This is a genomic window from Psychroserpens sp. NJDZ02 (genome assembly GCF_004843725.1).
Taxonomy (GTDB): domain Bacteria; phylum Bacteroidota; class Bacteroidia; order Flavobacteriales; family Flavobacteriaceae; genus Olleya.
On the sequence record NZ_CP039451.1, the window covers coordinates 1,766,610 to 1,788,315 of the forward strand.

Here is a 21,706-nt window from a genome sequence, read left to right on the forward strand (position 1 = left end):
CTTTTAAGTTATAAAGCAAATGGTTTCCTTCAAAACTTGTTTTAAAGCTCTAGGAAGTTCTTTTTCTTGCCATGGATGTTTACTATCAAAGACGTGATTACTATTTTCTAATTTTCTTAAATTACTATTTGGATTCCATTTATGAAGATTTATAGCTTCTTCAAATTTAACCGATGGGTCATCTTCAGCATGAATTATTAAATGTGGAACTTTTATTTTCTTACAGCAGTGTTCTATGTTTAATCTCTCTTCGTTGGCTTTGTAATCTAAATAAAATTGATAATTATGTGGCATTTGTTGCTTTGTTCTTCCGTTTAAAACATACTTGACACCTTCTTTTTTCCATTGCTCTAAATCGCCCGTTGTGGAAGTGCGTTTTCCAAAGGCGCAAACACTAGCCCAAGTTATTAATTTGGTTATTCTAGAATCTTCTGAAGCTTTTATAGTTGCTATTCCTCCACCTCTGGAATGTCCAATTAGCGTGATATTAGTAATGTCTATTTCAAGTAAATAGTCATTGTTTTGACTAAGTAGAAAGTTAATTAAGTCATCAAGGTCTTGTAGTTCTTTACTGTAATTATTTTCTGCAAAAGCGTCTAAATCTAGAAAATCAATAGGTTGATCAATTGTTCCACCATTATGGGAGAAGTTAAATTTAACGAAAAACAAAGCGGCATTTTTAAATTGTTCTGCTACTTGATCCCAGGCGCCCCAATCTTTAAAACCTTTATAACCATGACAAAAAATAACTAATGGTTTTGGTGTATTTGTTTTGTTATAAAATACATCAAAAACAATAGGTTTTTGGTCTTTTCTGTTTAGAACAAGGTTTTTTTGAGTCATTATACTTCTTTTTCGATAAAATCTATTTCTGAATTAAATATGTCTAAAATTAAATTTTTAAGTTGAATTTCAAATTCTTTTAAGGTCTCTTCGGTAATGAGCGTGTCTTTGTTTTTACTATGTGAGCTTTCTTTTTTTGTGAATTTAATAAACCCTTCACTTAAATTTTTAAATGAAATTATTCCAGCTTCTAAGGGAAGGTTAGTCAAGTTTTTTTTATGTAGCATATAAGCATACATTAAAACTTGAAAAGATTTACTGTATTTGTCATAATCTGTTATTAGTTTGTCCCATTCTATTACGGATACCTTGCTTTGATCAACTTTCCCTGTTTTATAATCTATTATTCGTGTAACGCCATTAAATTCATCAATTCTATCTACAGTTCCTCTTAATTGAATCGGAAAGTCTAATCCGTCAATTTGTACAGAGATATTTTCTGTTTTTGCTTCTAATGAGATTATCTTTATAGCATTACCTTTTTTAAGCGTATCGATTTCAAGATTCAAAAAATTAAGGACATAGCGTTTCGCTATTTCAAAAACAATTAAGTTTTTTCCTTTGGTCATATCGCCTTCTTTGTATTCTTCTTTAAAATACTTGGTTATATTACTATCAATGTTTGGTATTAAAGCTTTTACCTTTTCTACTGTTAGCAATTGATTTATAAAGGGCAGGTATAACGCTTCTAGAGTATTGTGTACGACAGTTCCTAGTGTATTGGCAGCGATAGTTTCTTCTACTTCTTCAAGGTCAGAAATGCCTAATAATTTTTGGTAATAAAAATCAATTGGGTTTCTTACATAACTTGTTAGTGATGAAGGTGAAAATCCTTTTCTAGCAATTTCTTTTAGTTGAGAAATAACTAACTCCGTTTTAGGTATTATTGCTAATTCCTTTTGGTAATTTGGAACTTTGGGGGTTAATATTTTATGATTTATTTGATGAATATTTTCCAATTCTAACTGATTAATAAATCGACTTTTTTCTCCTCCGACTAAGGTGTCTATTTCTGTGTTATAAAGTATGTAAACTTTTTTTGCGCGTTGTAGTAAATGATAAAAGTGGTAGGTGTATACCGCGTCTTTTTCTTTATACGTAGGCAATTTGTTTTCTAACTTAACATCAAAAGGGATAAATGAATTATTGGTTTTTCCGGATGGTAAAATACCTTCATTGACATTGGATATTATTACCGTTTCAAAATCTAAAACTCGGGACTCTAGCATTCCCATAATTTGAAGTCCCTGTAGTGGCTCTCCTTGAAAGTCTAGTGTTTCAGAGCTTAATAATTCTTTATAAATACTGTATAGTCCTTTTATGTCTTTTATGTGCTTGTAGGTTTCGTTTAGTCTAAGAACCTCGTTAAATAGGATGTTGAAGCGGTATAGGTACTCTAATCCTAATTGATTTTCTTGCTTGTCTACCGACAAGTGCTCCTTTATTGTTTTAATTATCGTAAAGCAACTATTTAAACCTGTGTTAGGGTTGTTGCTCCAATTACTAAATAGTAGTGTTATAAGCTCTGATTCTTCTACGCAAATTGATTTTAATTGAGTTACTGTAAGATAGACTAAATTGTTTTTATTTATTACTTCTATTAAATTTACGGCATTACTGTTTTTAAATAAGGGCTGTATGTATTGATGTGATAAAATGCTTATAACATCTTTATAGTAAAATGTCGTACTATTTTTTTTCTGTAGCGTGAATAGATGCTCAAATAGAGAGGCTAATGGTATCGTTTTTAATGGAAATCCCATCGTAATATTTAAGGTGTCAACAGAATTTGGTATTGAGTTTAATACGGGTATTAGTAAATTTTCATCGCCTAATACTATTGCTGTGTTTTTGAGGGAAGCATCGTGTGTTGATAAGTCTTCTAAAATAGAACCAATAGCTTTGGCTTGACCAATGTTTTTGGGCACACCAAATACAGATATGTTTTTTTGGTCTGTATAATTGTTATTTGTCCAGTTAAATGGGTTAGTTTTAAAATGTTTCCAGGATTTTTTATGCTGACGTAAAAAGAGGCCAGCATCATGAATGGGATTATCTACAAATGTTTTATCGGTATCCCAATACACCGAAGCTAGGTTGTTTTGTAGTAATTCTTGAATGATACTTTCTTCAGCTTCGTTTAGGGCATTAAAGCCTAAAAAGATATGCTTTTGGTTTGTATCGTTAATGTATGTTTGTATGTTATTAAATGCCTCGCGATACAATAAACCTTGATAACCTTGATTTTGAGTTATTAATCTTTTTGTGAAGTTGGTGTAGTAAGAATCTAGTTTATTCCAGAATTTGAGATAGTTACTAACGACTTCAGTTTGTTCTGTTTGTAACGACCAATGCTCAATGTCTTTTATAGCTTTTAAATAGTCAAATATCTTTTTTTGAGGAATCAGATAACGATCAATCTCATTAAAGTCTTGAAGAATTATTTGTGCCCATTTTGTAAAGGTTTCAAAATTTTCTTGTTCTGCCGAAGGAGTTAATTCAAGGTAAGTATTGTAAAATTCGAATAGAAGCTCTGTGTTTGATACTGATTTTAGTAGGGATAATTCCTCAACAAAGGACTCTATACTCACTATTTTTGGAGCGAAGATGGTTTCACTTATAATTAAACTTAATTCTCGTCTTAAGAATACTCCAGCTCTTCTGCTTGGTAAAATGAAAATAAGCTGACTAAAGTCTGCATCATTTTTCTTTAGATCATTTAGTACATCTTGAATAAAGTTTCTCATTATATAAAAATAAAAAACGCTTCGGTTTCCCGAAGCGTTTTTCTATAAAATTTAATGTTTTGGTTTAAACTTATTTTCTAAGTTTAACTTCAACACGTCTGTTGTTATATCTACCAGCCTTAGTTTTGTTACTATCGATTGGGTAATCTTCACCAAATCCGTAAGCATTTAATCTTTCAGAATTAATTCCGTTTTCGATTAAGTAAGCCATTACAGCGTTAGCTCTAGAGTCAGATAAAGATTGGTTAGAAGTTTTGCTTCCAACACTATCAGTATGACCTTCGATTGTAAAGTTAGCTTCTGGGTATTCTTTTAAGATAGCAGTAATAGACTGTAATACAGAAAAAGTTTCTGATTTAAAGCTAGATTTACCTGTAGCAAATAAGATTGTTTTAGCATAACTATTTAATTTGTCTAATACAACCTGAGTTGGGATAACAGCTTCAGGACAACCATTGTTTGCAACAGTACCTACTTCTTTAGGACAGTTGTCATCTTTGTCTAAAACACCATCACCATCAGTATCTGGCCAAGGACATCCTCCGTTTGCAGCAGGACCAGCTTCACTTGGACATTTGTCTTTAGAATCAGCAACACCGTCACCATCAGCATCAGGACAACCTTTTAATTCTTTTAATCCTTTTACTTGTGGACAGTCATCTTCATTATCTGGAACACCATCACCATCAGTATCAGGACATCCGTTAAATTCAGCTAAACCAGCTATTTCAGGACAAGTATCTTTAGAATCTTCGATTCCATCACCATCAGTATCAGGACAACCGTTGAAAGCTTCTAAACCTGGTACATCAGGACATGCATCATTTTTGTCATATACACCATCACCATCAGTATCAGTTCCACCAAATCTTACAGAAATACCTGCAGAATGTTGGAAATGCTTAGTTAAGTAATCTTCAAAAGAGTGCTTATATTTTGATTCAACAAATAAACCAATGTTATCAGAAAACCAGTAAGTTAATCCTAAAGAAGCGTTAACTGTTCCAGCTCCAACGTTGTTGTTTGAACCTGCAACTGTAGAAAATGTATTGTAAGCACCTTCTTCAATCCATGTGTAACCCCCACCAATTCCGATAGCTGGATCTAATTTTTTTGAACCAATAATATCTCCTAAGTGGTATCTTACGTTACCGTCGATAGCATAATAAGCTAAATCACCAACACGTATGCTAGGATTTGTTGCTGTCTGTCCCCATTTTTCTATTCTGTTGATAGAACCTCCTGCTTGTACAGAAAAGTTGTCACCTACATATTTAGATACAGAAATAGTAGACAAAGAAGGTAAAATACTCCAATGGTCTTCAACATTAAAAAATTCATCAAAGTAATCACCTTGAGGCATGTCTTCTCCTACTGGATATACATCTACTGCGTTAATTCCGAAGTTGATAGCCCACGGGTTGTTTTCGTTTTGAGCCATAACGTTACCCATACTTGTAAGTAGTAACATTGTGAACAATAATCTGCTAAGATTTTTCATATTCAAAGTTTAATTTTTAAGTGTTAATTAAAAGCAAAAATAAGTTGTTATATATTATTAACAAAGACAAATATATAAAAATATTGAATATTATTTGCTTTTGTTTAGGTATTATAGATTGTTTCTAAATAATATTCAGTGCTTTACCTACTTTTATAAAGGCTGCGATGGCTTTTTCTAAATGCGCTTTGGTATGCGCTGCAGAAAGTTGGACACGAATTCTAGCCTTATCTTTTGGGACTACAGGAAAAAAGAATCCGATAACATAAATGCCTTCTTTTAAAAGCATGTTTGCCATGGTTTGAGATAGTTTAGCGTCATATAGCATAACAGGTACAATTGCCGAGTCACCATCAATGATATCAAATCCAGCAGCTTTCATACCTTTTTTGAAAAATTTTGTATTTTCCTCCAAGGTGTCACGCAGTGAGCTATCATTAGAAAGCATATCAAAAACCTTAATAGAGGCTCCAACAATAGCAGGCGCTAAAGAGTTTGAGAATAAGTAAGGTCTTGATCTTTGTCGAAGTATTTCAATAATTTCTTTTTTACCAGTGGTATAACCGCCCATAGCACCACCAAGTGCTTTTCCTAATGTTCCTGTAATAATGTCGATTTTGTCCATAACACCTTTTTCTTCTAGTGTACCACGACCTGTTTCTCCAATAAATCCTGCAGAATGACACTCGTCAATCATAATCATTGCATCATATTTTTCTGCTAAAACAGAGATTTTATCCAAAGGAGCTACTAAGCCATCCATGGAAAATACACCGTCAGTAACAATGATTTTAAAACGCGCTCCATTTTTGTTAGCATCAATTAGCTGTTGTTCTAAATCTGCCATATCATTGTTTTGATAACGATAACGTGCCGCTTTACATAACCTAACACCGTCTATGATGGAAGCGTGGTTTAAAGAATCTGATATTATGGCGTCTTCTTTTCCTAGTAAAGGTTCAAATACACCACCATTAGCATCAAATGCAGCAGCATATAATATCGTGTCTTCTGTGCCATAAAAATCTGCTATTTTCTTTTCTAGCGTTTTGTGTATGTCTTGAGTTCCACAAATAAAACGTACGGAAGACATTCCGAATCCGTGCGTATCCATTGTGTCTTGGGCAGCTTTAATGACTTCAGGGTGAGAAGATAAGCCTAAGTAATTGTTGGCGCAAAAGTTTAAAACACGTGCTCCTGAGTCTAACGTTATCTCTGCACCCTGCGCGGATGTTATAATGCGTTCTTCCTTAAAAAGACCGTTGTCTTTGATGTCTTGTATTTCTTTTTGTAAATGTTCTTTTATATTACTGTACATACGTTCTGTTTTAGTTTTGCAAATTTAATAATGTTTTACCTTAAGTGATTGGTAGAAAATTTATTCTTTTGTAGTTAGTAGGTTACTATTTTAATAATGTCATTGATGTAAATTAGTATTTTTTTACTGACGTTGTAATTCATTTCTTTTAATATATCGGCGTAATTTTCTAATTGTTCTTGGTATTTAGGATCAGACAATCCTGTTTTGTAATCTATTATAATAGCGTCATTGTCTTTTATCATTAAACGGTCAGGTCGTATTATAGCTCCTGATTTCGAGATTATATCACGTTCGTTGTAAATTGTATAGTTCTCAGTATAATAACTTTTTATTTCTGGGTGGGTTATAATAGCTTTAACTGTTTTTGTTAATAATACGGCTTGTTCTTTGTTTATAATTCCTGAAAGGAGATAGTCCTTAATGACATTATCAACATCGTCTTTTGTTTTGATTTCAGACATGATATCATGGATTAAATTTCCTTTTTCAATAGCATCTTGTTGGTCTGTATCCCATAAAAAACCTGACTTTGTAATAATTTTAATGTTGTGATCTTGTTTGGATACGCTTATAAAATCTTTTGTTTCTTGTGTGGTTTCAAGATCTTCTTCAGGTTGTATTTCTCGTTTAGGATTACCAAAACTATAGTCTAGTTGCGCATCATCCCAAAGTCCATTTTGTGTCAAATAATTTATAAACAAGCCTGAATAGGTGTTATATGTTATACCGTCTTTAGTCGCTTTTTCTTTTTTCGAAATAATATAAAGTTGCTCGACAGGTCTAGTTAGCACAACATACAGTAAGTTTATATTATCTAATTCTTGTTCTGCTCTGTGATGTAGGTAGATCGCTTCTCCGGTATCCCCAAAATTCTCAAAGTCTTTATTAAAATTTAGTAAAGTTTTCGAAAACCCATTATATTGATTCTCGTCTAGCGGAAACCATTCTTTTGGTTCAACTTCCTTATAGATGTCCAAATAAGCGTAGGGAAAAATAACCACAGGAAACTCCAATCCTTTGGATTTATGTATCGTCATTATTTGTACTGCATTTTGGTTATTGGGCGATACAATATTTAAACTTTCCTTTTTAGTATGATAATAGTCTAGGAAACTTGTGATATCAGAAATTTGTTTTTGAGAAAATTCTAGTACAATGTCTAAAAAGTATTGAATGTAAGCGTTAGATTCCTTGGTTAGATTAAAGCTTCTGACTATGCTTTCGGCTAAGTCATATAAGGATAATTGGATTAATTGCGTAGGATTACAAGTAATAGAATATTGCTCAAAACTTTCAAAAAACTCTTGAAGTGGTAAGTTTAGATTGGTTTTAAAAAAAGCGTGTTTGTCTTCAATTTTATGTGCTGTTGCAATATAATCTAAAACTTTAATTTTAACCTCTAGATTGTTAGGGTTGACTAGTAGCTTAAAGATATTAATAATTAATCTAACATCTTCAGAGTTATTGATTAGCATGGTTTCGGAAGAGGTGATTCTTACCCCTTTCTTACTTAAAAATTCAGCAATAGCAACCCCCTCTTTTTTCTTTCTAACTAATATACAAATGTCTTTAAGGTTATAGCCATTGTCTAAACAATTGATGATAGTTTCGAAAATAGTTTCAGGAAAAAGTTGGTTAATATCATCTTCTCTTTGTACGTCTAAAAACTGTAAATTAACATAACCTTCGTGCTTTATAGAGGGTTTTTGTTGTGCTTTTTGATATAAACTAGAATAGGCAGAACTGCTAAAGCTATGCTGCGATAAATAGTCAAAAAACTGATTATTAAAGTTAATAACATTTTTAAAACTACGATAATTATGTTCTAAACGGACGACTTCTTTTTCTATTGGAAACGGATTGTCATTTTGTGTTAAACCAATAAATTGTTCTGCTTTTCCGCCTCTCCATCTGTAAATCGCTTGTTTGGCATCCCCAACTAACATTGCTGTTCCTTGTATGCCTTTTAAGTTTTGGCCTGTAAGTGTGTTCTCTATTAGCGGAATTAAGTTTTCCCACTGCATTTGTGACGTATCCTGAAACTCGTCAATAAAATAATGTCTAAATTTCTCACCTAGACGTTCATATATAAAAGGCGTAGGTTGGTTTTTAATCTCCTTACTAATTAATGTGTTGAATTCTGATATTAATAATTTGTTTTCTTCTTCCTTAATTATTGTTAACTCTTTATTTATAGCATTTAAAACAGATAAAGGAGTTACGTTCTTGTAAACAGCTTGTAAAAATTTTAAATTAAAAACAGCATCTTTAATTTTATGGTAAACAGTCTCAATTTGTGGCAATAGTTGGTCTATTATTTCTGCTTTCGCGGAATCTAAGCTTTTTGTGTAAAGTTTGCCATCAGCAATATTTTGGGCTAATTGGTTTTCGTAAAGCCTATTGAAATCTAAATTTGCAGCTTTTACAAAATGATTGAATAGTGTCCCTCTAGAAAAGCTTTTTTGGTCTAAGCCATTGGATTCAAAAACGGCTATTAAATCATTGGCTACTTTTGTAATTATTGTTTTGTGATTCGTAATTTTTTTAATTATTAAAGATTTTAAAGTGTTAAAGTCTTCAAGAGTTTTGTGCTTTATGCTATCTAAATGAGGTAGGTCATTGTCGTTTATTAAAAGTTTTGCAATGCTATTAAAATCTCTAGAAACATCCCAGCTTTTATCGTCATCTGCTTTTTCTAAAGCAAAATCTATTAATATTCTAGTCAATTTCTTGTCTGTTCCTGCTTTTGCTATTAAACTATCTACAGCCTGATTAAGTAATGACGGCGTATCTAATTCTACTTCAAAATTTATAGGGATTTTTAAATCATGCGCAAATGTCCTAATTAAGCGATGGTTAAATCCATCTATGGTTGAAATATCAAAAGCTGCATAATTATGCATTATAGTGTTTAATAGTGTCACCGATTTTTTATGTACAAAAATGGGCTCTAAGTCTAATTCTTTAGTGATGGCTTCAAACATACTATTTGGATGAGTAATAATCTCGGGGTCAGAAAATTGTTTAAGCGTATCTAGTATTCTGGTTTTCATCTCGCCAACCGCCTTATTGGTAAAGGTTATTGCTAAAATCTGTTTAAAACCATCATTGTGTTTAGATGCAAATAATAACTTTATGTATTCCTTAACTAAAGCGAAGGTTTTTCCGCTTCCCGCAGAAGCGTCATAAACTTTAAAAGGAGCTGTTTTAGACATTTAATTTTTAATTTTAGACAAGATAATAACATTATTATGGTTGTTAAATTAATTTCAAAACAATCTGTAATAATAAATTTTTGTTGTTAAAATATTATTAAATAGAAATAATAGAGTCCATAAAAATTTTCAATTGAAGGCTTTAATGTTTAATTTTGAATAAATTGAACATTAACATTTAAAAACATACAATCATGGCATTTGAATTACCAAAATTAAAATATGCGTATGATGCATTAGAACCTAACATCGATGCACGTACAATGGAAATACATTACACTAAGCATCATAATGGTTATACAACTAAACTAAATGCTGCGATAGAAGGAACTGATTTAGACGGAAAATCTATCGAAGATATTCTTGCTAACTTGGATATGAAAAATATGGCTGTTAGAAATAATGGTGGAGGTTTTTATAACCACTCATTATTTTGGGAAGTTATGAATCCAGAAGGAAAAGGACGTTTATCTGGAGATTTAAAAGATGCTATTGAAGCAGCTTATGGTTCTTTTGAAGCTTTTAAAGATGCTTTTAGTAAAGCAGCAGCAACGCAATTTGGTTCAGGTTGGGCTTGGTTATGTGTGCATAAAGGAGGAAAGGTTGAAGTATGTTCTACTCCAAACCAGGATAATCCATTAATGCCAGGTGTAACTTGCGAAGGAACTCCAATCTTAGGATTAGATGTTTGGGAGCATGCTTATTACTTAAACTACCAAAACAGAAGACCTGATTATATTGATGCTTTCTTTAATGTAATTAACTGGAACGAAGTTGAAAGACGTTATGCAGAAGCTAAATAAGCTTTAAAACGTTTGTAAAATATAAAAGCAGATTCATTTTTATGAATCTGCTTTTTTTTATGCTCTAAATATATGTTTTCTAAATTTTGTAAAATAAAAAAGGAGAACAAGTGTTCTCCTTTTTTGCCCCAAATCTACCATGAACTTAACCTACTTATGTTATGGTAAGCTCAAATATAACGACAAATAAATTCAATTATTGTAAAATATGGTCAAAACGTAAATATATTCGCTTAAACGTCTGTGTGTGTGAAAAAGTTAATAAATTGTGTTTTAGTAAGCGCGTTCTTTATTGCCTTCATAAAAATTAATAAAGGCTCTGTTGACCACTCTGTTTCCTCCAGCAGTCGGGTAATTACCTGTAAAGTACCAGTCTCCTAAATGGTCAGGAATAGCTTTATGCAGGTTAGATACTGGTTGAAAAATAATTTCCACTTCCGCTTTTACAGAGTCGTCTGTTAATAGCTCGGATATTTTAGCCGAAATCTGTTCTGTAGTAAACTGATCATATATTTCGTTTACAAAATTCTTAACATCTTTATCTAATAATCCTTCTTGTGCTTTACATTTGTGGTAAACTTCTTCTACTAAGTCATATTTACCATTTTCTTTAAGTAAGGCTAAAGCGGCATTAAAAGCAACTAAAGTTTCTAGATTAGCCATATCAATACCATAGCAGTCAGGAAAACGTATTTGTGGTGCAGAGGATACAATTACAATCTTTTTAGGATGTAATCGGTCCATCATTTTAATAATACTCTTTTTTAAGGTCGTACCACGTACAATACTATCGTCAATAATAACCAAGTTGTCAGTCGGTTTGATAACACCGTAAGTGACATCATACACGTGTGCAACTAAGTCGTCACGACTACTATCTTCCGTAATAAAGGTTCTTAGTTTTACATCCTTTATGGCTATTTTTTCGATACGAGGTCTTTCTTTTAAAATAGAAGTCACTTGCTCTGCAGATAATTTTCCGTTACCGTTTAAAATAGCTTTTGTTTTCTTTTCATTTAAATGTTCTTCTACAGTTTCGATCATTCCGTAAAATGACGTTTCGGCTGTATTTGGTATGTATGAAAACACCGAGTTTTCTGTGTCATTATCAATTGCCTTTAAAACTTTTGGCATTAATAAACGCCCCAACATTTTACGTTCTTGATATATTTCGGCATCACTTCCTCTAGAGAAGTAAATACGCTCAAAACTACATGATTTGCGTTCTAAAGGTTCTAATATTTTTTTAATTGAAACTGCTCCAGATTTTTTAGAGATTAAAGCATGGCCAGGTGTTAATTCCTTAACATCATCAAACTCTACATTAAATACGGTTTGTATTACAGGACGCTCTGAAGCGACAACAACAATCTCGTCATCTGTATAATAATATACTGGGCGTATTCCTGCTGGATCACGAAGTACAAAAGCATCTCCATGTCCAATTAAACCTGCCATCGCATAACCACCATCCCAGTTTTTTGCAGCACGTCTTAATATCTTAGCGATTTTTAAACGTTCTGCTATTAATGGAGAGCACTCATGCTTTCCATAACCTTCATTTTTAAGTTCTTTATAAATTTTGCTTACCGCATCGTCTAAAAAGTGACCTATTTTTTCCATTATAGTAATGGTGTCCGTATATTCTTTTGGGTGTTGACCAAGATCAACTAAACTTTGAAAAAGCTCTTTAACATTAGTCATGTTAAAGTTACCTGCTAAAATCAGGTTACGGTGCATCCAGTTATTTTGTCTTAAAAAAGGATGAACACTCTCTACGCTATTTTTACCAAAAGTTCCATAACGTACGTGACCCAATAAAAGCTCTCCAATATAAGGGATATGCTTTTTTTGAAGTTCAACACTATCTTGGTATTCTGGATGTTCTGCTAATTCTTTATTAATACGGTCATTAATTTGAGCAAAAATATCCTGAATAGGTTGTTGCGCGATTGAGCGTACACGACTAATATAACGTTCTCCTGGTAATGTGTCCATTTTAATACTTGCAAAACCAGCACCATCTTGACCACGATTGTGTTGCTTTTCCATCATTAAATACATTTTATTTACACCATAAAATGCACTACCATATTTTTCTTTGTAAAATTCTAAAGGTTTACGTAATCTAATAAGTGCAATTCCGCACTCGTGTTTTAAAGCATCACTCATTGTTGTTGTGTTGTGAGTTGTTTTATTAAAATAATAAAAATAAAAAACGCGCTCATAATAATGAGCGCGTTAGTTTATGTTAATTCTATATCGAACTGTGTCAGTTTCTTAAATTCCAGCAGACGTTTGTTGACTTCCTCTTTTTTCAAGGTTACCATACGTTCTGTTCCAAATTTTTCAACACAAAAAGAGGCTAGTGTAGATCCGTAGATTACTGCATTTTTCATGTTTTCAAAACTAAGATCTCCAGTGCTTGCTAAATATCCAGCAAATCCACCAGCAAAAGTATCTCCAGCTCCTGTTGGATCAAAGACTTCTTCTAATGGTAAAGCAGGTGCGTAAAACATATGGTCATCATGGAATAGTAAAGCACCGTGCTCTCCTTTTTTGATAACTACATATTTTGGACCCATTTCATGAATCTTTCTAGCGGCAACAACTAAACTATATTCTCCGGTTAATTGTCTTGCTTCTTCATCATTAATAGTAATGACATCTACATTTTTAATTACTGAAATTAAATCATCTAAAGCGATGTCCATCCAGAAATTCATAGTGTCTAAAATAGCTAATTTTGGCTTTTTAGTCATTTGGTCTAAAACACCTTGTTGTACCATAGGGTGTAAATTACCTAACATCACTATCTCCGCATCACGATAATTTTCAGGAACTACAGGATTAAAATGTTCTAATACATTTAATTCCGTAGCTAACGTGTCACGAGAGTTCATATCATTGTGATATTTTCCACTCCAAAAAAACGTTTTACCGTCTTTTACAATTTCGACACCTTCGATATTTACGTTTCTATCTGTCAAAAGGTCTAAATATTCCTGAGGAAAATCTCCACCTACAACAGAAACTGCTGCTTGATCTACGTTAAAGTTTGAAGCCGACAACCCTATATAAGTTGCTGCTCCACCAAGAATTTTATCGGTTTTACCAAAAGGAGTTTCTATAGCGTCAAAAGCTACTGTACCTACTATTACTAACTTGCTCATAAATGGCTTTAAAATTTAGTGCAAACTTACGTAAAATATATTCTGTAAAAAAGTGGAATCTGTTGAAAGAAAAGCTAATTATTTACGACCAAAATCTGCAGGAATTTCTCCCCAAGCTTTGGTTTCCCATTTAACTATCGTGGTTTTATAATCGTTTTCTTTTAACCAATTTACTGCACGGTCAACCAAATCGTACACAGGTTTGTTTTTTGCGTTGCGTTCTAGTTTAGAGTTGCACGTTTTTTTGCGGACCCAACTCATAGCTGTTTTAGAGTCTGTATAAATAAGTAAGTCGCTATTGTGTTTTTTTAAAAAACTTAAACCATGCACTAAAGCTAAAAATTCGCCAATATTATTAGTGCCTTCAGCAAAAGGACCTTGTTTAAATAGTTGTTTTTTAGATTTTGTTTCTACACCACGGTATTCCATTATTCCAGGATTACCAGAAGAGGCGGCATCCACAGATATAGAATTGTAATTGGGACGACCAATTTTTTTAAGTTGTTCATGGCTTAACTCGCTGGTAAACCCTTTCTTTTTTCCAATATAGTCAAAGTAGTTGCCTTTTAAGGCTTCTTTGGCAGCATCAAAAGTGGCAAATGATTTGTATTGGGCACCTTGGTAATCTTTGATTTGTGCTTTGCAATCATTCCAAGATTCAAAAACGCCTTTGTGGTGTCCTTGCCAAACGGTGTAGTATTTTTTCTTTTTTTTACCCATTTCTTTTATTTCCGCTTAAGCGAAAATTGTATTGTTTTATCTTTTCTGAGACGGTGAAACTCTACTTTAATATATATGTACAGTTCTTATAACAGGATTAGGTATGCTAATTTAATAATTTATCGACTATTAATGGAAAGTGTTCCATTTCCAATTTATGAATCTTTTCTGCGACGTCCAAGGCGGTATCTGAAGCTAAAACCTCACATTTTGCTTGAAAAATGATGGCGCCTTCATCATAATGCTCGTTTACATAATGAATTGTTATGCCTGTTTCAGTTTCTTTATTGGCGACAACAGACTCGTGCACGTGCATGCCGTACATGCCCTTTCCTCCAAATTTTGGTAACAAAGCAGGATGCACATTTATGACTCTGTTTGGGAACGCTTTTAATATCTTTTCAGGAAATTTCCATAAAAAACCAGCAAGAACAATTAGATCTGGTTGGTTTGATTTAAGGATGTTTAGGACGTCATCAGTATCAGTTAGTGCTGTTTTGTTGAAAGATAAGGCGCTAACTTTTAGTTTTTTACAACGCTCTAGCACTTTGGCATGAGGATTGTTAGTTAATACCTGAATAACAGACGCATTGTCTCTATTTTGAAAAAACCTTATTAAATTTTCAGCATTACTTCCGCTACCGGACGCAAAAATTACTACACGTTTCATTTTCTATATTCAATGTTAAATTCTTCAAACAAAAAAAGCAATAATTATTAACAATTACGGGCTAAAATCGAAATTCTTCGATTTAAATAATTAAATTCGTAGCACATTTTTAAAGTAAACGTGTGTTTTAAAATAAAGTTTTTTATTTTTGCCCCTTAATTAAAACTAAAAAAATTAAAATTATGTCAGACATTGCATCAAGAGTAAAAGCGATTATCGTAGACAAATTAGGTGTTGATGAAAACGAAGTTGTAACTGAAGCTAGCTTCACGAACGACTTAGGTGCAGATTCATTAGATACTGTAGAATTAATCATGGAATTTGAAAAAGAATTCGATATCCAGATTCCAGATGACCAAGCAGAGAACATTGCAACAGTAGGTCAAGCTGTATCTTATATTGAAGCTGCTAAATAAGCACAATATTTATGGAACTTAAGCGAGTAGTAGTTACAGGATTAGGAGCGTTGACACCAATTGGAAACACTATAGACGAGTATTGGGCTGGTCTAATTAGTGGTAAAAGTGGTGCGGCACCTATTACATATTTTGATGCTGAAAAGTTCAAGACAAACTTTGCTTGCGAGTTAAAAAACTTCGTGGCTACTGATTTTCTTGACAGAAAAGAGGCCCGAAAAATGGACAGGTTTACGCAGTACGCAATGGTCGCATCTGATGAGGCTATTGCGGACTCTAAACTAGATTTAGATACCGTTAACAAACTTAGAGTTGGCGTTATCTGGGGAGCAGGTATTGGTGGACTAGAAACATTTCAAAATGAAGTTTTAAACTTTGCTGCGGGTGATGGTACACCTAGATTTAATCCCTTTTTTATTCCTAAAATGATTGCAGACATTGCACCCGGAAACATTTCTATAAAAAATGGTTTTATGGGTCCAAATTACACAACAGTATCTGCTTGTGCTTCTTCTGCAAATGCAATGATTGATGCCTTAAACTATATACGTTTAGGACAATGTGATGTTATTGTAACAGGAGGTAGTGAAGCTGCAGTTACTATTGCAGGAATGGGAGGATTTAACGCGATGCATGCTTTATCAACTAGAAACGAAAGCCCACAAACAGCATCAAGACCTTTTGATGTAACTCGTGATGGTTTTGTTTTAGGAGAAGGTGCAGGAGCAATTGTTCTTGAAGAATATGAGCACGCAAAAGCAAGAGGAGCAAAAATATATGCAGAGGTTTTAGGAGGCGGAATGTCTTCTGATGCTTATCATATGACAGCACCACATCCGGAAGGAATTGGGGTGATAGCAGTTATGAAAAACTGTTTAGAGAATGCTGGTTTAAAACCAGAAGATGTAGATCACATCAATACACACGGAACATCTACCCCTTTAGGTGATGTTGCCGAGTTAAAAGCGATTAAAGAAGTTTTTGGCGATCATGCTAAAAACATCAATATAAATTCTACTAAGTCAATGACTGGTCATTTGTTAGGTGCTGCCGGAGCTATTGAGTCTATTGCTGCAATTTTAGCAATGCAACATAGTATCGTGCCACCAACAATTAACCATACGACAGCAGATCCGAATATAGATTCTGAATTAAACTTAACACTTAATACGCCACAAAAAAGAGAGATAAACGTTGCTATGAGCAATACTTTTGGATTTGGAGGTCACAATGCTTGTGTATTGTTTAAAAAACTAGATTAAGTTTCTGAATGAAAAGAATTCGTAACATATTTAATTCCCAATCTAATCAAGATGGGAATTTTTTTATGGCTGTTTCTAAAATTTTAAAATTTAAGCCTAAAACCTTAAGGTATTACCAGACCGCCTTTACGCATCGTTCAATGAACATCAAAGATGAAAAAGGGAACATCATTAATTACGAACGCTTAGAATTTTTAGGTGATGCAATGCTGAGTTCGGTCATAGCAAACCATCTATATTTGGAAGTGCCAGGAGGTGATGAAGGATATCTAACTAAAATGCGCTCTAAAATTGTAAGTAGAGAGCATTTAAACGAATTAGGAAAAGACTTAGGTCTAATTAATTTAGTTGAAAGCAAAATACCCAAAGGGCAATTTGGAGATAATATCCATGGTAATTTATTTGAAGCGCTTATCGGAGCCATTTATTTAGATAAAGGTTATAAATACGTCGAAAAATTTATACAAAAACGCGTTATTGGGCCTTATGTTGATATCGAAACTTTAGAAGGTAAGGTTATTAGTTACAAAAGTTTATTAATAGAATGGTGTCAAAAAGAAAAGAAGATTTTTGACTACAATGTCTATGAAGATACTGGTAATGATGATGTCAAACATTTTTCCGTCAAATTATCTATTGATAAAAAAGTAATTGCTAAGGCGAGAGCCACTTCTAAAAAGAAAGCAGAAGAAAAAGCGTCTAAACGTGCTTTTTTTGCACTACAATCTCAAATTTCTAAGGCTGGCTTTATTTAAAAAGCCCGTAGTCTTAAAATCTTATTTTTTAAGGGTTTACTACAACGTTTTCGTGATATTTTGTTGTTAAGATTACGTAAAATAAGATGGCACTAAGTGTTTAAATACTATATTTACATTTAATTTTATAATTAAAATGGCTGTTCGAAAACTCTCTTTAGATGACTTTTTAGAAGAAGAGCATTACGCATTAATAGGAATTCACTGCGTAATAGAAGATTATAGATTAGCTTTTTTAATTAATCAAACATTGGACATTTCCCTTAAAAGAGCAAAGGAAGATGTTACCGATCCAAGCTTAAATACGAGTCATGCTATTTTTGAGTGGTTTGACGAAAAGCAATTAACGACCTATCATTTAGTCGCTAATACTTGTAAAGTGCAATATAATAATGTACAACAACAGTCAAATTCATTATTTGGAGAAGACACCTCGGAAGTAACCAATTTTTATTTGTTACCAGAATTTAAGAAAGTAAATTATATTCTTAAAGTTGAGACCGAGTTTCTAAATAAAGAAAAAATCATTTTAACTAATATTCTCAAGATTCCTCAAGTGTCTACCGCTTACAGTATAGATGTAGAGGGCTTAAAATCTAAAGAGAACTTAATATTCAACTAATGCTAAACAAAAAAAAGACTAAAATTGTTGCAACCTTAGGGCCTGCAACTAGTAGTAAAGAGGTTTTAAAGGCAATGTTAGACGAAGGTGCTAACGTTTTTAGAATTAATTTTTCTCACGCAGACTATAAAGACGTTGAAGAACGTGTACAAATGATAAGAGAGCTAAACGACGAGTTTGGTTACAATGCTTCAATTCTTGGGGATTTACAAGGTCCTAAATTACGTGTTGGAGTAATGAAGGGAGAGGTTATTGTTAATGCAGGTGACGAAATTATCTTTGTAACTGGAGAACGTTTTGAAGGAACTAAAGAGCGTGTCTATATGACGTACGATCGTTTTCCTCAAGATGCAAAACCAGGAGAACGTATTCTTTTAGATGACGGAAAATTAATTTTTGAAGTGGTGTCTACAGATCAAAAGTCTGAAGTAAAAGCTAAGGTGATACAAGGTGGACCACTTAAATCTAAAAAAGGAGTTAACTTACCAAATACTAATATTTCTCAACCAGCATTAACAGAAAAAGATATCGAAGATGCTATTTTTGCGTGTAAATTAGGAGTAGACTGGATGGCTTTATCTTTTGTGCGTCATGCAGAAGATTTAATGCAATTAGAAGAGTTAATTAAAAAACATAGCGAGCACAAAATTCCAATTATCGCTAAAATTGAAAAGCCAGAAGCAGTAGAGAACATCGATAAAATTGTTGCTTATTGTGATGGATTAATGGTTGCGCGTGGTGATCTAGGAGTAGAGATTCCTGCAGAAGAGGTGCCATTAGTACAAAAGCAATTAGTACTTCGTGCAAAACGTGCCAGAATTCCGGTAATTATAGCAACCCAAATGATGGAAACTATGATAACTAGTCTAACACCAACGCGTGCAGAAGTTAATGACGTGGCCAATAGTGTTATGGATGGTGCAGATGCAGTAATGCTATCTGGAGAAACTAGTGTTGGACAATATCCAGTACAAGTAATCCGTCAAATGGCAAATATTATTAGAAGTGTGGAAGATTCAGACTTAATTAAAGTCCCACAATCACCACCACATATTCGTACTAAGCGTTACATCACAAAATCTATTTGTTATCATGCAGCGCATATGGCTAACGATATTAACGCCAAAGCAATTTCTACATTAACAAATAGTGGGTATACTGCCTTCCAAATTTCGGCTTGGAGACCAAGTACGCATATCTTAGTATTTACTTCAAATAAGCGTATTTTAACGCAGTTAAGTTTACTGTGGGGTGTAACTTCTTTTTATTACGATAAGTTTGTTAGCACAGACGAAACGATAGAAGACGTTAATGCAATAGCTTGTAAAAAAGGATTCTTAGAAGTTGGTGATATGTTAATTAGTTTAGCGGCTATGCCAATTCAAGACAAAGGAATGGTAAATACGCTTAGAGTCACAGAAATCGAAAGTTGTAATTTCTAAAACAATTTGGGCGTTACCGCAAGGGTCGCGCTTTTCATTATATCTTTTTTGCGCCTAATCGCGCTCAAAAAAGGATGCCATTACAATCGCTAACGCGAGCAAAGGTATGGTACAGTTATCAAAACCGGTTATAGCGATATAGCTGGTTTTTTGTTTTAAAATACTTACAAAAAATGTTAAAATAGTATCAAAAACATAAATTATTTAGTTTGTTAAGTAATGATTGTGTAATTTAAACTACTAAACCCTAAATAATATACCTAATGAAAAACCTAACGATACAAACAATAGAAAAAGAACAAATCAAATTTTTAAAGTTTCCAAAAGAAGAATTATTAATCTCCAAGACAGATAAAGCAGAGCGTTGTTTAACATTAACTAGAGCTATGGTTTTAGGTAATATAGAGCACGAAAAAGTACGTATTCTATTTGCGGATAATGAAGGCTTAAAAAGAGTGAACACTACCATATGGGGCGTGACAGAAAAATATGTCATTTTAAAAACATCTACTATTATTCCTTTAGAGCGTATTTTGTCTGTCGCTTAAAACCCAAAACGTAATTGGACACTAATAGCTTTGTCCGTTTCTATTATTTTTGGTTTTTTTATGGTATTTAAATTAGATAAAGAAATCCCTAATAAGCGGACGGAGTTACTCATCTTTTCTTGATATAATAAATCCTTTGCGGTCTCTAATATGAGCTCTGCATTGGATACAAAATAAGGAAGTGTTTTGCTTCGCGTTTGTAGTGTAAAGTCGCTATACTTTATTTTTAAAGTTATTGTTTTTCCTGCGACTTTACTTTTACTTAAACGTTTGGCAACTTCTTCAGCAATTAGCTGTAGTTTTTCTAACATAAACACTTCAGAAGATAAGTTTTCATTAAAGGTACGCTCAGCAGCCAAACTTTTTCTAATACGGTTTGGTTTGACTTCACTGTTATGTATGCCTCTAACAATATAATAATACGATAGGCCTGATTTGCCAAAATTAGTTTCTAAAAATTCAATAGATTTTGATTTTAGATCTTTTCCAGTATAGATGCCTTTTTGGTACATTTTTTCGGCAGTGACTTTACCTATACCATAAAATTTTCTTATATCTAACGCTTCTAAAAAATCTAAAACTTCTTCAGGATTAACTACTTTTTGTCCATTAGGTTTATTGTAATCACTGGCTACTTTAGCAACAAATTTATTTATACTAATGCCTGCAGATGCCGTTAAGCCAACCTCGTTATAAATTCTAGTTCTAATCTCTTCAGCAAGTATGGAAGCACTGGGGTGACCTTTTTTATTTTCGGTAACATCTAAATAGGCTTCATCTAAAGATAAGGGTTCAACCAAATCAGTATAATCATAAAATATTTTTCTGATTTTATTAGAGATGTCTTTATAGCGTTCAAAATCGGTTTTAACAAAAATTAAATGGGGGCATAGCTTTATGGCTAATTGACCAGACATAGCGCTTTTTACTCCAAATTTCCTAGCTTCATAGCTAGCAGCACTAATAACACCACGTGGTCCGCCGCCTCCAACAGCAATCGCTTTACCTTTAAGTTCGGGATTATCCATTTCGGCTACAGACGCATAAAAGGCATCCATATCCACATGAATAATTTTTCTTATTGGTAAATCGTTTTGCATCTTGTAAATTTAGGCATTAATACTAACGACAGTTCGGGTGTTTTCATTTTTTTAACTGAAAATATATCGAAAATCTTAAATAATCATGATAGAAATAGAACGTAAATTTTTAGTAAGATCAGAGGGTTTTAAAGCGGAAGCTTTTAAACAGACGCGAATTGTTCAAGGATTTTTAAGTACGGATAAAAAACGAACGGTAAGAGTGCGGATAAAAGGCGAGGAAGGCTATTTGACTATAAAAGGACAATCTTCTAAAAATGGTTTATCTCGTTTTGAATGGGAAAAAAACATCCCGAAGGCGGAGGCAGAGCAGTTGTTAGAACTCTGTAAACAAGGGGTGATAGATAAAATACGTTACGAAGTTAAAGTCGATAACCACACCTTTGAAATAGATGAGTTTTTTGGTGAGAATGAAGGTTTGGTAGTGGCCGAAGTCGAGTTAAACTCCGAAACAGAAGTTTACACAAAACCCAAGTGGTTAGGTGAAGAGGTTACGGGGATTACTAGGTATTATAATTCGCAATTAAGCGAACATCCGTATACGCTGTGGGTTGAATAAAGAGTAGCC

Annotated in this window: 18 protein-coding genes; 8 read left to right on the forward strand and 10 right to left on the reverse strand. The window is 33.2% G+C overall.

Annotated features, from left to right (window positions below):
• Positions 1-3 precede the first annotated feature (3 nt).
• The 5 genes from E9099_RS07705 to E9099_RS07725 all read right to left on the reverse strand — a co-directional run bounded on the left by E9099_RS07705 (position 4) and on the right by E9099_RS07725 (position 9,627).
• Positions 4-843 carry an alpha/beta hydrolase family protein gene (locus tag E9099_RS07705; RefSeq protein WP_136583085.1) on the reverse strand — a complete coding sequence of 280 codons (840 nt, stop codon included), beginning with the start codon at positions 841-843 and terminating at the stop codon, positions 4-6.
• Positions 843-3,590: a PD-(D/E)XK nuclease family protein gene (locus E9099_RS07710; RefSeq protein ID WP_136583086.1), complete on the reverse strand. Its 2,748-nt coding sequence runs from the start codon at positions 3,588-3,590 to the stop codon at positions 843-845. Before E9099_RS07710 ends, E9099_RS07705 begins: the two co-directional genes overlap by 1 nt.
• Before the next feature lie 70 nt (positions 3,591-3,660).
• A complete protein-coding gene (locus E9099_RS07715) occupies positions 3,661-5,091 on the reverse strand; it encodes an OmpA family protein (protein WP_136583087.1) in 1,431 nt (476 codons plus the stop codon).
• Between the two features lie 124 nt (positions 5,092-5,215).
• Complete coding sequence (kbl, locus tag E9099_RS07720) at positions 5,216-6,409, reverse strand: glycine C-acetyltransferase (protein WP_136583088.1); 1,194 nt, start codon at positions 6,407-6,409, stop codon at positions 5,216-5,218.
• Positions 6,410-6,483: 74 nt separating this feature from the next.
• Positions 6,484-9,627, reverse strand: a complete 3,144-nt coding sequence (locus E9099_RS07725; protein WP_136583089.1) for a UvrD-helicase domain-containing protein — start codon at positions 9,625-9,627, stop codon at positions 6,484-6,486.
• A 194-nt stretch (positions 9,628-9,821) separates the two neighbouring features.
• On the opposite strand from E9099_RS07725, the gene E9099_RS07730 reads away from it, so the two are divergent.
• Positions 9,822-10,430 carry a superoxide dismutase gene (locus E9099_RS07730; protein WP_136583090.1) on the forward strand — a complete coding sequence of 203 codons (609 nt, stop codon included), beginning with the start codon at positions 9,822-9,824 and terminating at the stop codon, positions 10,428-10,430.
• A 273-nt stretch (positions 10,431-10,703) separates the two neighbouring features.
• Here E9099_RS07730 and E9099_RS07735 read toward each other — a convergent pair whose 3' ends face one another.
• The 4 genes from E9099_RS07735 to E9099_RS07750 form a co-directional block, all read right to left on the reverse strand.
• Positions 10,704-12,602 carry an amidophosphoribosyltransferase gene (locus tag E9099_RS07735; protein ID WP_136583091.1) on the reverse strand — a complete coding sequence of 633 codons (1,899 nt, stop codon included), beginning with the start codon at positions 12,600-12,602 and terminating at the stop codon, positions 10,704-10,706.
• 74 nt (positions 12,603-12,676) lie between these two features.
• Entirely contained in the window at positions 12,677-13,603 is a 927-nt protein-coding gene (locus E9099_RS07740; RefSeq protein WP_136583092.1) for a PfkB family carbohydrate kinase, read from the reverse strand.
• 78 nt (positions 13,604-13,681) lie between these two features.
• A complete protein-coding gene (locus tag E9099_RS07745) occupies positions 13,682-14,323 on the reverse strand; it encodes a viroplasmin family protein (RefSeq protein WP_101015642.1) in 642 nt (213 codons plus the stop codon).
• Between the two features lie 106 nt (positions 14,324-14,429).
• On the reverse strand, positions 14,430-14,993 hold the full coding sequence (locus E9099_RS07750; RefSeq protein WP_136583093.1) for a phosphoribosylglycinamide formyltransferase: 564 nt from the start codon (positions 14,991-14,993) through the stop codon (positions 14,430-14,432).
• Positions 14,994-15,175: 182 nt separating this feature from the next.
• Here E9099_RS07750 and E9099_RS07755 point away from each other — a divergent pair, with 182 nt between their 5' ends.
• The 6 genes from E9099_RS07755 (at position 15,176) to E9099_RS07780 (ending at position 20,038) form a co-directional block, all read left to right on the forward strand.
• Complete coding sequence (locus E9099_RS07755; RefSeq protein WP_013869581.1) at positions 15,176-15,409, forward strand: acyl carrier protein; 234 nt, start codon at positions 15,176-15,178, stop codon at positions 15,407-15,409.
• Positions 15,410-15,420: 11 nt separating this feature from the next.
• Entirely contained in the window at positions 15,421-16,671 is a 1,251-nt protein-coding gene (gene fabF / locus E9099_RS07760) for a beta-ketoacyl-ACP synthase II (protein WP_136583094.1), read from the forward strand.
• 8 nt (positions 16,672-16,679) lie between these two features.
• On the forward strand, positions 16,680-17,426 hold the full coding sequence (rnc, locus tag E9099_RS07765; RefSeq protein WP_136583095.1) for a ribonuclease III: 747 nt from the start codon (positions 16,680-16,682) through the stop codon (positions 17,424-17,426).
• Between the two features lie 136 nt (positions 17,427-17,562).
• Positions 17,563-18,048 (forward strand): IPExxxVDY family protein, encoded by a 486-nt coding sequence (locus E9099_RS07770; RefSeq protein ID WP_136583096.1) that lies wholly within the window; start codon positions 17,563-17,565, stop codon positions 18,046-18,048.
• Positions 18,048-19,490, forward strand: a complete 1,443-nt coding sequence (gene pyk, locus E9099_RS07775; protein WP_136583097.1) for a pyruvate kinase — start codon at positions 18,048-18,050, stop codon at positions 19,488-19,490. The genes E9099_RS07770 and pyk overlap by 1 nt, the downstream gene beginning before the upstream one ends.
• Before the next feature lie 263 nt (positions 19,491-19,753).
• On the forward strand, positions 19,754-20,038 hold the full coding sequence (locus E9099_RS07780) for a hypothetical protein (protein WP_136583098.1): 285 nt from the start codon (positions 19,754-19,756) through the stop codon (positions 20,036-20,038).
• On the opposite strand, the gene dinB is transcribed toward E9099_RS07780, so the two are convergent.
• Positions 20,035-21,138, reverse strand: coding sequence for a DNA polymerase IV (gene dinB, locus E9099_RS07785; protein ID WP_136583099.1), 1,104 nt, complete (start codon positions 21,136-21,138; stop codon positions 20,035-20,037). The two genes, E9099_RS07780 and dinB, sit on opposite strands and share 4 nt — an antisense overlap.
• Before the next feature lie 85 nt (positions 21,139-21,223).
• On the opposite strand from dinB, the gene E9099_RS07790 reads away from it, so the two are divergent.
• A complete protein-coding gene (locus E9099_RS07790; RefSeq protein ID WP_136583100.1) occupies positions 21,224-21,697 on the forward strand; it encodes a CYTH domain-containing protein in 474 nt (157 codons plus the stop codon).
• Positions 21,698-21,706 lie beyond the last annotated feature (9 nt).